General features: G+C 73.7%; 14 protein-coding genes. 8 read left to right on the top strand and 6 right to left on the bottom strand.

Features of this window, described 5'->3' with window-relative positions; translation table 11 throughout:
• Positions 1–82: 82 nt before the first annotated feature.
• Both IE109_RS27665 and hemL read right to left on the bottom strand, forming a co-directional pair.
• Positions 83–787: a histidine phosphatase family protein gene (locus tag IE109_RS27665; protein WP_189554091.1), complete on the bottom strand. Its 705-nt coding sequence runs from the start codon at positions 785–787 to the stop codon at positions 83–85.
• Positions 784–2091, bottom strand: a complete 1308-nt coding sequence (gene hemL / locus IE109_RS27660; RefSeq protein WP_189554090.1) for a glutamate-1-semialdehyde 2,1-aminomutase — start codon at positions 2089–2091, stop codon at positions 784–786. Before hemL ends, IE109_RS27665 begins: the two co-directional genes overlap by 4 nt.
• Before the next feature lie 302 nt (positions 2092–2393).
• On the opposite strand from hemL, the gene IE109_RS27655 reads away from it, so the two are divergent.
• The 3 genes from IE109_RS27655 to IE109_RS27645 all read left to right on the top strand — a co-directional run bounded on the left by IE109_RS27655 (position 2394) and on the right by IE109_RS27645 (position 4522).
• Positions 2394–2975: a hypothetical protein gene (locus tag IE109_RS27655; RefSeq protein ID WP_189554089.1), complete on the top strand. Its 582-nt coding sequence runs from the start codon at positions 2394–2396 to the stop codon at positions 2973–2975.
• Between the two features lie 113 nt (positions 2976–3088).
• Positions 3089–3628 (top strand): GNAT family N-acetyltransferase, encoded by a 540-nt coding sequence (locus IE109_RS27650; RefSeq protein ID WP_189554088.1) that lies wholly within the window; start codon positions 3089–3091, stop codon positions 3626–3628.
• A gap of 159 nt (positions 3629–3787) precedes the next feature.
• On the top strand, positions 3788–4522 hold the full coding sequence (locus tag IE109_RS27645; protein ID WP_189554087.1) for a Mut7-C RNAse domain-containing protein: 735 nt from the start codon (positions 3788–3790) through the stop codon (positions 4520–4522).
• 168 nt (positions 4523–4690) lie between these two features.
• Here the strand turns inward: IE109_RS27645 and IE109_RS27640 are convergent, their stop codons facing one another.
• On the bottom strand, positions 4691–5251 hold the full coding sequence (locus IE109_RS27640) for a TetR/AcrR family transcriptional regulator (RefSeq protein WP_189554086.1): 561 nt from the start codon (positions 5249–5251) through the stop codon (positions 4691–4693).
• A 157-nt stretch (positions 5252–5408) separates the two neighbouring features.
• Between IE109_RS27640 and IE109_RS27635 the strand changes: the two genes are divergently transcribed.
• Entirely contained in the window at positions 5409–6866 is a 1458-nt protein-coding gene (locus IE109_RS27635) for an FAD-dependent oxidoreductase (RefSeq protein WP_229891619.1), read from the top strand.
• Positions 6867–6938: 72 nt separating this feature from the next.
• Here the strand turns inward: IE109_RS27635 and IE109_RS27630 are convergent, their stop codons facing one another.
• Positions 6939–7646 carry an AAA family ATPase gene (locus IE109_RS27630; RefSeq protein ID WP_189554085.1) on the bottom strand — a complete coding sequence of 236 codons (708 nt, stop codon included), beginning with the start codon at positions 7644–7646 and terminating at the stop codon, positions 6939–6941.
• Between the two features lie 106 nt (positions 7647–7752).
• Complete coding sequence (locus tag IE109_RS27625; RefSeq protein WP_229891617.1) at positions 7753–8220, bottom strand: hypothetical protein; 468 nt, start codon at positions 8218–8220, stop codon at positions 7753–7755.
• Between the two features lie 129 nt (positions 8221–8349).
• Between IE109_RS27625 and IE109_RS27620 the strand changes: the two genes are divergently transcribed.
• On the top strand, positions 8350–9171 hold the full coding sequence (locus tag IE109_RS27620; RefSeq protein ID WP_189554084.1) for an SDR family NAD(P)-dependent oxidoreductase: 822 nt from the start codon (positions 8350–8352) through the stop codon (positions 9169–9171).
• A gap of 196 nt (positions 9172–9367) precedes the next feature.
• On the opposite strand, the gene IE109_RS27615 is transcribed toward IE109_RS27620, so the two are convergent.
• Entirely contained in the window at positions 9368–10561 is a 1194-nt protein-coding gene (locus tag IE109_RS27615; RefSeq protein ID WP_189554083.1) for an RtcB family protein, read from the bottom strand.
• Between the two features lie 206 nt (positions 10562–10767).
• Between IE109_RS27615 and IE109_RS27610 the strand changes: the two genes are divergently transcribed.
• The 3 genes from IE109_RS27610 to IE109_RS27600 all read left to right on the top strand — a co-directional run bounded on the left by IE109_RS27610 (position 10768) and on the right by IE109_RS27600 (position 14013).
• Complete coding sequence (locus IE109_RS27610; protein WP_189554082.1) at positions 10768–11631, top strand: DUF3558 domain-containing protein; 864 nt, start codon at positions 10768–10770, stop codon at positions 11629–11631.
• Positions 11632–11771: 140 nt separating this feature from the next.
• The gene (locus tag IE109_RS27605) at positions 11772–12515 is read left to right on the top strand and encodes a DUF3558 family protein (RefSeq protein ID WP_189554081.1); all 744 of its coding nucleotides are present in this window, start codon (positions 11772–11774) and stop codon (positions 12513–12515) included.
• Positions 12516–12621: 106 nt separating this feature from the next.
• On the top strand, positions 12622–14013 hold the full coding sequence (locus IE109_RS27600) for a DUF2637 domain-containing protein (RefSeq protein WP_189554080.1): 1392 nt from the start codon (positions 12622–12624) through the stop codon (positions 14011–14013).
• The last annotated feature ends 103 nt before the right edge of the window (positions 14014–14116 follow it).

Genomic DNA, 14116 nt, shown 5'->3' with positions numbered 1-14116 from the left:
GCATCCGGCACGCGCGGGCGTACGGACGGGATGCCGGGGGCCGCCGCCGGGGTGGCCGTGCGCCCCGGCGGCGGACCGGGCGTCAGGCGCCGAAGGCCCTGGACTTGCCCTTGACCGGCTTGGCACCGGCCAGCAGGTGCGGCGGTACGAGATCCCGGGCGGGCTCGCTGTAGCCGACCGAGACGATCCGGTCGCCCTGGTACGTGAACGTGGTCAGGGACGCGAGCGTGCACTGCCGGCGGCGCGGATCGTGCCACAGCCGCCGCCGCTCCACGAAGCTCCGCACGATCCAGATCGGCAGCTGGTGGCTGACGCAGACCGCCTCGTGCCCGCGCGCCGCGTCCCGCGCCGCGTTCAGGGCGCCCATCATCCGGACGACCTGGTCGATGTACGGCTCGCCCCACGACGGGCGGAACGGGTTGGTCAGGTGCCGCCAGTTGGCGGGCCGGCGCAGCGCGCCGTCGCCCACGCCGAACGTCTTGCCCTCGAAGACGTTGCCCGCCTCGATCAGCCGCTCGTCGGTGACGAGGTCCAGCCCGTGGGACTTGGCGATCGGCTGGGCGGTCTCCTGCGCCCGCTCCAGCGGGGAGGCGACGACGTGCGTCACGTCCCGGCCCGCGAGGTGCTCGGCCACCCGGTCGGCCATCCGCCGGCCCAGGTCCGACAGGTGGTAGCCCGCCCGGCGCCCGTACAGGACCCCGTCGGGGTTGTGGACCTCGCCGTGGCGCATCAGGTGGACGACGGTGATGTCGCGGTTCTCGCCGCCGGTGCCGGTGCCCGTGCTCATGCGGTGGCCTCCGCGGCGGCACGCGCGGCGGCCGGCAGCGCGGCGGCGATCCGCTCCACCGCGCGCTCGTCGTGCGCGGTGGAGACGAACCACGACTCGAAGGCGGACGGCGGCAGGTACACGCCCTGCGCCAGCATGGAGTGGAAGAACGCGGTGAAGCGGAACGCCTCCTGCTTCTTCGCGTCGTCGTAGTCCACGACCTCCGCGTCGGTGAAGAAGACGGAGAACATGTTGCTCGCCGTCTGGAGGCGGTGGGCCACGCCCTCCTTGCCCAGCGCCTCGGTCACCAGGCCCTGGATCTCCCGGGAGACGGCGTCGACCTTCTCGTACGCGGCGTCGTCCAGCAGCCGCAGCTGCGCGAGGCCGGCGGCGGTGGCGACGGGGTTACCGGACAGGGTGCCCGCCTGGTAGACCGGGCCGGCCGGGGCCAGATGCGCCATGACGTCGGCCCGGCCGCCGAACGCGGCGGCCGGGAACCCGCCGCCCATGACCTTGCCGAAGGTCATCAGGTCGGGCGCGACGCCGTCGACGCCGTACCAGCCGGCCTTCGACGTACGGAAGCCGGTCATGACCTCGTCGGAGATGTACAGCGCGCCGTTCGCGGCGCACAGGTCCTTCAGGCTCTGGTTGAACCCGTCGCGGGGCGGGACCACGCCCATGTTGCCGGGCGACGCCTCGGTGATCACGCAGGCGATCTCGCCGGGGTGCGCGGCGAACGCCCGGCGCACGGCGTCGAGGTCGTTGTACGGCAGGACGATCGTGTCGCCCGCCTGCGCACCGGTCACGCCCGGCGTGTCCGGCAGGCCGAAGGTGGCGACCCCGGAGCCGGCGGCGGCGAGCAGCGCGTCCACGTGCCCGTGGTAGCAGCCGGCGAACTTCACGACCTTGGCACGGCCGGTGTAGCCGCGGGCCAGCCGGATCGCCGACATGGTGGCCTCGGTGCCCGACGACACCAGCCGCACCTGCTCGACCGGGGCGATCCGGGCCACGATCTCCTCGGCGAGCGCCACCTCGCCCTCACCGGGCGTACCGAACGACGTGCCGCGCGCGACCGCCTCCTGAACGGCGGCGATCACCTCGGGGTGCGCGTGGCCGAGGATCATCGGCCCCCACGAGCAGACGAGGTCGACGTACTCGCGCCCGTCCGCGTCGGTGAGGTACGGACCCGCACCGGACACCATGAACCGGGGCGTACCGCCCACGGCCCGGAAGGCACGTACGGGAGAGTTCACGCCGCCGGGCGTCACGAGGGACGCGCGGTCGAAAAGCGTCTGTGAGACTGGGGCTTCGTATGAATACGGCACGTTGGTCCTGACCTGCGAGTACGAGTTGACGGCAGCAATGCTCGGGCATGGCGGCCGGGGCGAGGGAGTGGGCCCTCCGTGAACGGCCCGCCTGTCCGCGACGTTGTTTACGACGAGGCGCCGGACCTCCGGGTCTGCGAAACTGGGGCGTCATAGGGAATGCTCACGGAATCCATGGTGTCAGAGGCCCGGACGTTCTTGCGGACAGGTGTTTCACCACACGTTCGTGGGGGAGGTCACTGTCACGATGATCGGGTTGCGCGGCGGGGGCTGTGTTACCTAAAAAGCAGTCGGGTGGAGATATGCATCGCGGTGGCGGACTGGGCGAGGGGACCGACGACCTGGGTCCTGAGCGTGCCCGGCGGGGGAAGCACCGGCGCGAGCAGGACAGAGCCGCCCTGGGCCCGGTCGGCCCGGTCGGGAGCGGAAGCGGGGGTGGCCGGGGCATGGGGGTGACCTACAAGTACTTCGGCGCGCCCAACGGCGCCACCGCCGCCCGCGTGCCCATCTCCATGCGGCCCGAGGAGCTGGGCGGCGACGAGCTGGGCATGGGCGGCATGTTCACCAAGATCAAGCCGGAGACCATAGCCGCGATGGTGCTGACCGGCATCCAGGGCATGCCGCTGCACAAGGTGCCGCCGCTGGAGCTGGTGGTGCTGCACCCCGACTACGCGGTGGTCAAGCTCCCCACGACGGTGGTCGACCCGCTGCGCGGCGTCGGCGAGGAGTCGGTGGGCGCGGCGGCGTTCATCTGGTCGACCGTCCCCGACCGCGGCGGACCGCGGGACGCGTTCAACGTGTACCAGCTGCTGCACGAGTGGCAGGACTTCTCGGTCCGCCTGCACGAGGCGGGGCACCAGCCGTACTGCCTGGTCTGGCCCTGAGCACCGGCTCGACGCCGCCTTCGCCGTCGCTGTCGTGGGCGGACGCTCGGGGGAGGGCCCCGGCGCGGGCCGCACGCCCCGTCGTTGTCGGCGGGCCGCCCTAGAGTGCCGGTATGGGACGTGACGTGTCACCGGTACGCATCGAGGCGTGGTCTGAGCGGGACCTCGGGCTGCTCCGGGCGGTCAACGCGCCGGAGCTGATGGAGCACCTCGGCGGTCCGGAGACCGAGGACCAGCTGGTCAAGCGACACCAGCGGTACGTGGACCTGAGCGGGGACCGGACCGGCGCCGGCCGGATGTTCCGGATCGTCCTGGAGCCGGAGGAGGTCCCGGTCGGGGTGATCGGCTTCTGGGAGCAGACCTGGGACGGGACACGGGTGTACGAGACCGGCTGGTCCGTGCTGGGCGGGTTCCAGGGGCGGGGTGTGGCGACCGCGGCGACGGCGGCCGTGGTGGAGCGGGCCCGGGCGGCACGCAAGCACCGGTACCTGCACGCCTTCCCGTCCGTGGGCAACGGCGCGTCGAACGCGGTGTGCCGCAAGGCCGGTTTCGAGCTGCTGGGCGAGCGGGACTTCGAGTACCCACCGGGGCACCTGCTGCGGACCAACGACTGGCGGCTGGATCTGGAAGCGGGCCACGGGCGGGCGGGCTGACGGCCGGGGCCGGGCGGCGGGCGGCGGGCGGCGGGGACATCGGGCGGCGCGGCGTTTCGGGCGGCGCGGCGTTCCGGGCGGCGGGCGGCGCGGCGTTCCGGGCGGCGGGCGGCGGAAACGCCGTGGCCGGTCCGGCGGGCCCGGTGGCATGCTGACCACGTGAACGGACCGGAGATCCACATCAGTTTCGCGCCCGGCCTGGGGCTCTTCGTCGCCGCCCGCCGCCGGACCGGGCGCTCCGCCGTGGTCACCGACGGGGTGTCGACCCTCGGCCACGTCGTCGAGTCGCTCGGCGTGCCGCTCACGGAGACGGGCCGGCTGCTGGTCGACGGACGACCGGTCGCGCCCGCGCACATCCCGGCGGCCGGCGAACACGTCCATGTGCTGGGCGTCGAGCGGCCGCAGCGGGTGCCGGGGGCGCCGCTCCGGTTCCTCCTCGACGTGCATCTCGGCACGCTGGCCCGGCGGTTGCGACTGCTGGGCGTGGACGCGGCGTACGAGAGCGAGGACATCGGCGACCCCGCGCTGGCCGCGTGGTCGGCGAGGGAGCGCCGCGTAATGCTGTCGCGCGACCGGGGACTGCTGCGCCGCCGCGAGCTGTGGGCCGGCGCGTACGTCTACAGCGACCAGCCGGACGACCAGCTGCGGGACGTGCTGGAGCGGTTCGCCCCGCGGCTCGCCCCGTGGAAGCGCTGCACGGCCTGCAACGGGCCGCTCACCGACGCCGACAAGGACGCGGTGCGCGAGCGGCTGGAGCAGGGCACGCGGCGGACGTACGACGTCTTCGCGCAGTGCACCGCCTGCGACAGGGTGTACTGGCGCGGTGCGCACCACGCCCGTCTGGAGGCGATCGTCGAGGACGCGGTGCGCGAATTCGGCGACGCGGCCGTCTAGTTCCGGCGCGCCCGCCGGCGCTCGATCCGCGCGGCGCCGACCCCGGCGGTCCGCCGCACATGGGCGGTGAGGAAGGCCGGGCGGTCGTCGGCACAGGCGTCGGACCTCCCCCGGCGGCGCTCGGCCGCTCCCGGACCCGCACCGTGCGGGGGTGCGCGGAACCGGGGCCTACGGCTCCTCCGCGGTCAGGTACCGCTGCACGGTCGGCGCGAGCCAGGCGACCACTTCCTCGCGGGACATCTCGACGGCCGGCGGCAGCCGCAGCACGTACCGGGCCATCGCCATGCCGAGGATCTGCGAGGCGGCGAGCGCCGCGCGGCGCGGGGCGTCGGCGGGATCGGGGCAGACCCCGGCGGCGATGGGGCCGAGCTGCGCCCTGAAGACGCCGCGCATGCGCTCGGCGCCCGCCTCGTTGGTGACGCCGACCCGCAGGACGCCGGTCAGCACGTCGTCCTGCTCCCAGCGGTCGAGGAAGTGGGAGACCAGGACCGCGCCCACGTGCGTGGCGGGCAGCGCCCCCACGTCGGGCAGGCGCAGGTCGATCTCGGAGGCGGCGGCGAACAGCCCCTCCTTGTTGCCGTAGTAGCGCATCACCATCGACGGATCGATCCCCGCATCGCGGGCAATGGAGCGGATGGTGGCGCGCTCGTACCCGTCGGCCGCGAACCGCTCCCGGGCTGCCTCGAGGATGGCGGCACGGGTGGCATCGGAGCGGCGCGGGGACGTCATGCCAACAACTGTAGGCCAACAACCGTTGACACGCCAGCGGCACCGGGCCTACCGTTGCCAACAAGCGTTGACCAACAAGCGTTGGCCGACAGGCGTCGACCCGTGGGCGTCGCCGCGCCGGACCGCGCGGCGCCGTCCCGCGGGACGACCGGCAGCTATGGCCCCACGCACCCCGCTCGGCAACCAGGAGGCAGCCATGAACGGCACGGCCGGCACGGAGACCGACGTCATCGTCGTGGGCGCGGGCCCGACGGGACTACTGCTCGCCGGGGACCTCGCCGCCGCGGGCCTCAAGGTGACGGTCGTCGAGCGCCGGCCGCCCGGGATCAGCAACATGACCCGCGCCTTCGGCGTGCACGCCCGCACCCTCGAACTGCTCGACGCCAGGGCCCTCGCCGACGAGCTCGTGAAGACCGGCACCCCCGTCGCACGGCTGCGCCTCTTCCGCAGGCTGACGCTCGACCTGTCACGGCTGCGCTCCCGGTTCCCCTTCGTGCTCATCACCCCGCAGTACGAGGTCGAACACCTGCTGGAGCGCCGCGCCGTCACCGCGGGCGCGGAGTTCCGGTACGGCACGGAGCTGCGCGCCCTGCGGCAGAACGCCGAGGTGGTGACCGCGGAGGTCACGACCGTGGACGGGACGCGGGAGACCCTGCGGGCCCGCTACCTCGTCGGCGCCGACGGCCACCGCAGTGCCGTGCGCCACGAGCTGGGACTGCCGTTCCCCGGCCGCTCGGTCATCCGCTCGATGGTGCTCGCCGACGTCCGCCTGGCCGAGGAACCGGGCGAGCTGATCACCGCCGGCGGCAGCGGTGACACGTTCGCGTTCGTCGCCCCCTTCGGCGACGGCTGGTACCGGGTCATGGGCTGGGACCGCCACCGCCAGGTCGCCGACAGCGAGCCGGTCGGCCTCGACGAGGTGCGCGACATCGCCCGGCGCACCCTCGGCTCGGACTTCGGGATGCACGACGCCCGGTGGCTGTCCCGTTTCCACAGCGACGAGCGCCAGGTCCCCGCCTACCGGACCGGCCGGGTCTTCCTCGCCGGGGACGCGGCGCACGTCCACTCCCCGGCCGGCGGACAGGGCCTGAACACCGGCCTCCAGGACGCCGCCAACCTCTCCTGGAAGCTCGTCTCCGTCCTGCGCGGAGAGGCCCACGACCCCGAGGAACTGCTCGACAGCTACCACGGTGAGCGCCACCCCGTCGGCGCGACGGTGCTGCGCAGCAGCGGCGCCCTGGTCCGCCTCGCCATGGCGCACGGCCCGGCCCGGCGCACCGTCCGCGCCCTGGGCGCCGGCCTCCTCAACGCGGTCCGCCCGGCGGCCGACCGGGCCATGGGCCAGGTCACCGGCATCGGCGTCGCGTACGCCGCCGGCCGCGGCGCCCACCGCCTGACCGGCCGGCGCGCCCCGGACCTGCGGCTCACCGAAGGGCGGCTCTACGAACTGCTCCGCCAGGGCCGGTTCGTCCTCGTCGCCCCGCGGGGCGCGGCCCCCCAGGGGCCCCACACGCCGGTGCCGGGTCGCGTCATACGGGCGAGCTGGGCGAACAGCGCCCGCCACGACACGCTCCTGGTCCGCCCCGACGGGTACATCGCCTGGGCCACGGACTGAGCCCTTCCCCGGACCGGCCCCGCGCGGCGCGCCGGCCGGCCGGCGGGGCACCGGGGGCGAGGACCGCGCCGGTCATCCGAGTACGTGCCGCAAATAGGCCCGCGGGTCGGCGAGATAGCGGCGCCAGTGGTCGACGAGGGCCGACTCCCGCCATTCCACGCGTCGTAGCCCGTGCTCGCCGACCTCGACGATGTCCGCGCCCGGCAGCGCGGTCAGCAAGGGGGAATGGGTGGCGCAGACGACCTGGCCGCCCCGTTTCACCAACTGGTCGAGATGGCCGAGCAGTTCCAGGCAGGAGCTGAACGACAGCGCCGCCTCCGGCTCGTCCATCACGTACAGCCCGGGCTCCAGGAACTTCTCCCGGAACGCCGCCAGGAAGCCCTCGCCGTGACTGACCGCGTCGGGCGCGAAGCCCTCGCGGTCCAGGGCGTCCACGGCCGTCTCGGCCCGCAGGAAGAACCCCTTGCGGGCGGCCCGGCTGCCGAGCATGCGGCGCCCGCGCGGCGCCGCCTCGAACCGGATCCGTTCCCCCAGCACCGACTTGCCGCGCCGGGTGGCGTACCGCCAGTCGTGCGACCCGCCCCAGGAGTCCAGCCCGAAGCCCTCGGCCAGGGCCTCCACCAGCGTCGACTTGCCCGAGCCGTTCTCCCCGACCAGGAAGGTCACCGGTGCGGTGAACCGCAGCCCCTCCTCCATCAGCGACCGCACGCACGGCACCGACCAGGGCCACTCGCCCTCGTCGTGGGTGGCGACATGGGCGTACGCACGTTCGACGATCACCCTCCGAGTCTCCCCTCCGGCACCGCCCGTCGCCAAACGCCGACCCGCCGGGCACCGGCCGGCGACCCGCGGGCCCTGCGACCCTGCGTCCGCGTCCGCGTCCGCGTCAGAAGACGTACGGGTCACCGGTGGCCAGGACCAGCACCCGGTGGTCGTTGTCGGCCGGGTTCCGGTCCGTCGCGCCGCCGTTCCAGGCGGTGCTCACCCGCATGGTCAGTTCCTGCGGCGCACCGGCGGCGGCCCGCAGGCCGAGCGCCGTCTCGCGCCGGGTGCCGTCCGCCCGCAACGGGCCGGTGGAGCACAGCACCTCCCGGTCACCGCCCCACACGCAGCCGCCCGGCAGCGGGTGCCCCGCCGCCAGCGGCACCGTGAAGGCCAGCCGGACGGTCGCGTCCTCCAGCGCCGACGGCCCTCGGTTCTCGCTCAGCAGCACGACGTCGAGCCGCCCGTCCCAGAAGGTGACGTGGCCGTGGTGCGACACGTCCGCCTCCGGGGCCACCGTGCCGGCGGCACCGCCGCCCGTGCCCGTCACCGCCGCCAGGGCGACGGACACCACCAGCAAACCCCTGCGCATGGCAAACATGACCAGAACATACCGATATGGCCATATCCGATCCGACTCCCCCGCCGCCGGGGCGGCATCTTCGTGGCCCATATGCTGGCCGCGTACCGGCCTTCGATCACCCGCGCGAGGAGTACCGCCATGACCGCCGCCGACACCCCCGCCGGCTCCCCCGAGTCCCCCGGCTCCCCCGGCAACGCCGGCCGGCCGCTCGCCGTCGTCACCGGGGCGAGCAGCGGAATCGGCGCCGCCACGGCACGCCGGCTGGCCGAGGCCGGTCACCACGTCGTCCTCACCGCCCGCCGCAAGGACCGCGTCGAGGCTCTCGCGGCCGAACTCACCGCCGCGGGCCACCGCGCCACCGCGTACGCCCTCGACGTCACCGACCGGTCCGCCGTCGACGCCTTCGCGGCGAGCCTGGAGCGCTTCCCCTCCGTCGACGTCCTGGTCAACAACGCGGGCGGCGCCCTCGGCGCGGACCCCGTCGCCACCGGCGACCCCGCCGACTGGCGCGACATGTACGAGGTCAACGTCATCGGCACGCTCCACATGACCCAGGCCCTGCTGCCCGCCCTCACCGCGAGCGGCGCGGGCACGGTGGTGGTCGTCTCCTCCACCGCCGGGCACGCCACCTACGAGGGCGGCGCGGGCTACGTGGCCGCCAAGAACGGCGCCCGCGTCCTCGCCGAGACGCTCCGCCTCGAAATTGTCGGCACCCCGGTCCGCGTCATCGAGATCGCCCCCGGCATGGTCAAGACCGACGAGTTCGCCACCACCCGCTTCCGCGGTGACACGGAGAAGGCCGCGAAGGTCTACGCGGGCGTCCCCGACCCCCTGAGCGCCGACGACGTCGCCGACACCATCACCTGGGCGGTCACCCGCCCCGCCCACGTCAACATCGACCTGCTGGTCGTCCGCCCCCGCGCCCAGGCCTCCAACAGCAAGGTCCACCGCGAGCTCTGACCACCGACCCGGCGGCGCGCACACCCGCACGGCACACCCGGCCGGCACGGACCCGGCCGGCACGGACCCGGCCGGCACGGCACGCACGGCACGCACGACCGACACGCACGGGCGGCCGGCACGGCACGCACGCACGGAGGACCGGAACGACCGAAGGGCCCCGGCCGGCCGGGGCCCTTCGCGCGTCCGGGGCGCCTCAGCCCTTCACACACACCACCTGCTTGAGCTTCGCCACGACCTGCACCAGGTCGCGCTGCTGGTCGATGACCTTCTCGATCGGCTTGTACGCGCCGGGGATCTCGTCCACCACACCGGAGTCCTTGCGGCACTCGACGCCCCGCGTCTGGTCCTCCAGGTCGCGGGTCGTGAACCGCCGCTTCGCGGCGCTGCGGCTCATCTTCCGGCCCGCGCCGTGCGACGCCGAGTTGAAGGACGCCGCGTTGCCCAGCCCCTTCACGATGTAGGAGCCGGTGCCCATCGACCCCGGGATGATCCCGAAGTCCCCGGATCCGGCACGGATCGCGCCCTTCCGCGTGACCAGCAGGTCCATCCCGTCGTACCGCTCCTCCGCCACGTAGTTGTGGTGGCAGGAGATGACCTGGTCGAAGGTCACCCTGGCCTTCTTGAACTCCTTGCGGACCACGTCCTGGAAGAGCGCCATCATGATCGCGCGGTTGTACTTCGCGTACTCCTGCGCCCAGAACAGGTCGTTGCGGTACGCCGCCATCTGCGGGGTGTCCGCGACGAAGACGGCGAGGTCGCGGTCGACCAGCCCCTGGTTGTGCGGCAGCTTCCGCGCCTCGCCGATGTGGTGCTCGGCCAGCTCCTTGCCGATGTTCCGGGAGCCGGAGTGCAGCATCAGCCAGACCGTTCCCGACTCGTCGAGACAGAACTCGATGAAGTGGTTCCCCGAGCCGAGCGAACCCATCTGCTTCGCCGCCCGGTCGCGACGGAACCTCACCGCGTCCGCCACCCCGTCGAACCGCGACCAGAAGTCGTCCCAGCCCGCCGTCGGGAAGCCGTGCAGCCGGCCGGGGTCGACCATGTCGTCGTGCATGCCGCGGCCGACCGGGATGGCCTGCTCGATCTTCGAGCGGAGCCGCGAGAGGTCACCGGGCAGGTCGTTGGCCGTCAGCGACGTCCTCACCGCCGACATGCCGCAGCCGATGTCGACCCCGACCGCCGCCGGGCAGACCGCCCCCTGCATCGCGATCACCGAGCCGACCGTCGCGCCCTTGCCGTAGTGCACGTCCGGCATCACGGCCAGGCCCTTGATCCAGGGCAGGGTGGCGACGTTGTGCAGCTGCCGCATCGCCCCGTCCTCGACCGTCGAAGGATCGGCCCACATCCGGATCGGGACGTTCGCCCCGGGTACCTCTACGTACGACATAACCCCTCAATTCCCCCGATAAGTCCGAAAGCGCAAAAACCGGCGCCAACGTCCGCGAAAGAGACAGCGGACCGGCATCGACGGCGGCGCGTGCGATAGACATTGTGTCCATCGGCCGGCGACGAGCGGCAACCCGTTTTCGCCGGGAAAGCCGGCAGCCGGCACCGGCCGTACGACCGGCACCAGAGCGAAAGGAGCCCGGGACCGTGCAGCGAAGGGCGTACGTACCCGGTGTGGCCGCACTCCTCGCGGCGCTCACCGTCGGCGTGACCAGCCTCACCGGCTGCAGCGCCGGCTCCGGACCGGACGGCTCCACCGCCGACTCCAAGGCCGGCGACACCGCGGACGACGCCGGCCGGCCGGGCAAGTACCGCACGCTCCTCGAACCCTGCGGCTCCATCCAGCGCTCCACGCTCAGGGACCTCCTCCCCGGCGCCGCGCAGCTGCCCGAGCAGCAGCGCGAGCGGGTCTACCGGGGAACCGCCGCCGTCACGTACGACACCGACCGCCGCGCCGGGTGCAGCTGGAAGACCGACGGCCCGGACGCCTCCCACCAGCTGACCGTCGACTTCGAGCGGGTCGTCTCCTACGACCCCGCCGTCAGCGACGACGACCGCGCCCAGCAGGTGTACGCGGAGAAGGAGGCCGCCGCCGGCCTCCCCGCCGCCGTCCCGCCCTCCGGGGCCGCGCCCACCGCCACGCCCGCCGCGCCCTCCCCCGCGAAGGCGCCGCCGTCCCCGCGCGCCACCGCCCCCACGGGCGCGGCCTCCGCCGCCGGGACGGCGGGCAGTCCCTCCCCCGGCGACGGCGAAAGCACCGCACCGGAGGGCCTGGAGCCCCGTGTGCTGGCCGACCTCGCCGACGCGGCGTTCCTCGACGACGTCCTCGCCCGCGCCGGTTCGACCGCGCAGCACCGCACCGTGAGCGTGGTGTTCCGCACATCGAACGTCATCGTGACGATCCGGTACGGCGAGCAGCCCGCCCGCGTCACCGAGGTGCCGGACAGCAAGGAACTGCAGGAAAAGGCGCAGGGCCTGGCGCGGAACCTCGCCGAGGAGCTCGAGGAGTAGCCACCCCCCGCAGGGCCCGCCGGAGCCCCGCCGCCCGCCCGCCCCGGGCCGGGGGGCGCCCCCGCGGACGCGGCGACTCGGGCTACCGTGTCGGGACCGCAGACCGCAGGACCGTACGACGACAAGCGACTGAAGGAACCATGCACCGATCAGCCCCGCGACTCACCCGCATACTCGCCTGCGCAGCCGTACCGGTGATGCTCGTCGTCGCCGGCTGCTCGTCGGACTCCGACAGCACGGGCGACAAGAGCGGCAGCACCGACGCGTCCGCGCAGTCGCCGTCCGCCGCCTCCTCGCCGCAGCCCGCCGCCAAGCCCACGCCGAGCGTCGCGCCCGCGAAGTACACCAAGCTCCCCGACGCCTGCAAGGCGATCACCGGGGAGACCGTCGAGGACCTGGTGCCGGAGGTGAAGAACGAGAAGGGCACGCCCGGCAAGTCCAGCGACGTCGACAGCCGCGGCAGCTGCGCCTGGAACGGCCTCGACGACAACGGCGTCAAGGGCTCGCAGTACCGCTGGCTCGACATCTCCCTCCTGCGCTACGAGTCCGACCCGTCGCTCGGCAGCGGCGAGCAGCGCGCCCAGGCGAACTACACCAAGGAAGTCGCCAAGGTGAAGGCGACCGAGGGCGCCACCAGCATCAAGACCTCGCCCGCCGCCGGCGTCGGCAACGAGTCGACCGCCGTCAGCTACGGGCTGAAGAAGACCGGCGAGGACTTCAAGTACGCGGCGATCGTGACCCGTACGGAGAACGTGCTGATCACCGTCTCCTACAACGGCGCCGGCTACGCGGGCGCCAAGACGCCGACCCCGTCCGACCTGATGGACGACGCGGTCACGGCCTCCAAGGAGGCGGTGGCCGCGGTCGCGGCGGCCAACAAGTAGCCCTTTCCCGGCTGTTTGCGGAGCCCGGACCTCCCCCGAGGTCCGGGCTCCGAACGCGTGTGCCAGGCTTTGCCCGCTCGGACTCATCAAGGGGAGGGGATCGCGGGTGGCCGCGATGCAGCTGACACGCACGCACCGAATACTCATCGGCGTCGTCATCACCGGTGCGGTGATCATCGCCGGCATCGGTTTCGCCGGTTCGTACGCGGCGGTGCGCGAGCTGGCCGAGAAGAAGGGGTTCGGCGACTTCTCGCTCGTCTTCCCCATCGGCATCGACGCCGGCATCTGCGTCCTGCTCGCCCTGGACCTGCTGCTGACGTGGCTGCGCATCCCGTTCCCCCTGCTGCGCCAGACCGCGTGGCTGCTGACGGCCGCGACCATCGCGTTCAACGGCGCGGCCTCCTGGCCCGACCCGCTGGGCGTGGGCATGCACGCCGTGATCCCGGTGCTGTTCGTGGTTTCCGTGGAGGCCGCGCGGCACGCGATCGGCCGGATCGCCGACATCACCGCCGACAAGCACATGGAGGGCGTACGCCTCACCCGGTGGCTGCTCTCGCCGGTACCGACCTTCCGGCTCTGGCGCCGGATGAAGCTGTGGGAGCTGCGCTCCTACGAGCAGGTCATCAAGCTGGAGCAGGACCGGTTGATCTACCAGGCCCGCCTCCAGGCCCGCTTCGGCAGGGCGTGGCGCCGCAGGGCGCCGGTGGAGGCGCTGATGCCGCTGCGGCTGGCGAAGTACGGCGTGCCGCTCGCCGAGACGGCCCCCGCGGGCCTGGCGGCGGCGGGCATCGACCCGGTGCTGCTGCCGCCGAACCCCCTGGAGCAGACGCACGCGGCGCCCGAGCTGGAGCTCCCGCAGCACCGCACCCCCGACGACGAGGACCAGCAGCGGGCCCAGGACCACCCGCAGCCCCAGCCCCACCCGTACCAGGAATCGGCCGCCGTACCCGCCCCCGCCCCGGGCCCCGCGCACGCCCCCGGCCAGGTCGCCGCCCCGGGCCCCGCCCCCGCCCCGGGCCCCGAGGCTCAGCCGGTGCCGCCGTCCGGGCCGCAACAGGCGCCCCCGCCCGAGCCGCAGCCCGACCCGCAGCCCGAGGTCGCGGTCCCCGCCAACCATGTGAGCCCCTGGTTCGCCGCCGCCCAGCTGCCGCAGGACGCCCAGGAGCGCGGCTACGCCCCGCCGTACGCCGACGGTCAGGAGCCCGCCCCGGCCCCGGTCGCGCCCGGCCCGGGTACCGGCGTCGACGGCGAGCCGCTGCCCGACGAGGTGGCCGGGGCCACCGATCCGGACGCCGAGGAGTTCGGCCGCCTCGCGTACCCGGTGTTCAAGCAGTACGTCGACGAGAACAACGACTGGCCCAGCGTGGACGTCCTCGACATCCACCTCGCCGACGGCTACGGCATCCGCCACCCGCTGAGCGCGGTCCTGCTGCGCCGTCTGCTGCCCGAGTTCAAGAACCACTACCAGGCGGAACTCGCGGCCGACCACATCGCCTGACCGCCGCCCCGGCGCGGCTCGGCGCCCGGCGGGGTCCTCGCTCTCCTGCCCGGCGGTCCGCGGCATCGTGCTCAGGGCCGGTACCGCGCGGGTCGCCCGCCAG

This window comes from Streptomyces lavendofoliae (assembly GCF_014649735.1).
Lineage (GTDB): Bacteria > Actinomycetota > Actinomycetes > Streptomycetales > Streptomycetaceae > Streptomyces > Streptomyces lavendofoliae.
The sequence above is the reverse complement of the archived record's forward strand: the minus strand, read 5'-3'. Positions and strand labels throughout refer to the sequence as shown.

Coding starts and splice junctions, on each gene's coding strand:
- IE109_RS27665 (WP_189554091.1), bottom strand. CDS start 787: ATGAGCACGGGCACCGGCACCGGCGGCGAGAACCGCGACATCACCGTC.
- IE109_RS27655 (WP_189554089.1), top strand. CDS start 2,394: ATGCATCGCGGTGGCGGACTGGGCGAGGGGACCGACGACCTGGGTCCT.
- IE109_RS27650 (WP_189554088.1), top strand. CDS start 3,089: ATGGGACGTGACGTGTCACCGGTACGCATCGAGGCGTGGTCTGAGCGG.
- IE109_RS27640 (WP_189554086.1), bottom strand. CDS start 5,251: ATGACGTCCCCGCGCCGCTCCGATGCCACCCGTGCCGCCATCCTCGAG.
- IE109_RS27635 (WP_229891619.1), top strand. CDS start 5,409: ATGGCCCCACGCACCCCGCTCGGCAACCAGGAGGCAGCCATGAACGGC.
- IE109_RS27625 (WP_229891617.1), bottom strand. CDS start 8,220: ATGCGCAGGGGTTTGCTGGTGGTGTCCGTCGCCCTGGCGGCGGTGACG.
- IE109_RS27620 (WP_189554084.1), top strand. CDS start 8,350: ATGACCGCCGCCGACACCCCCGCCGGCTCCCCCGAGTCCCCCGGCTCC.
- IE109_RS27615 (WP_189554083.1), bottom strand. CDS start 10,561: ATGTCGTACGTAGAGGTACCCGGGGCGAACGTCCCGATCCGGATGTGG.
- IE109_RS27605 (WP_189554081.1), top strand. CDS start 11,772: ATGCACCGATCAGCCCCGCGACTCACCCGCATACTCGCCTGCGCAGCC.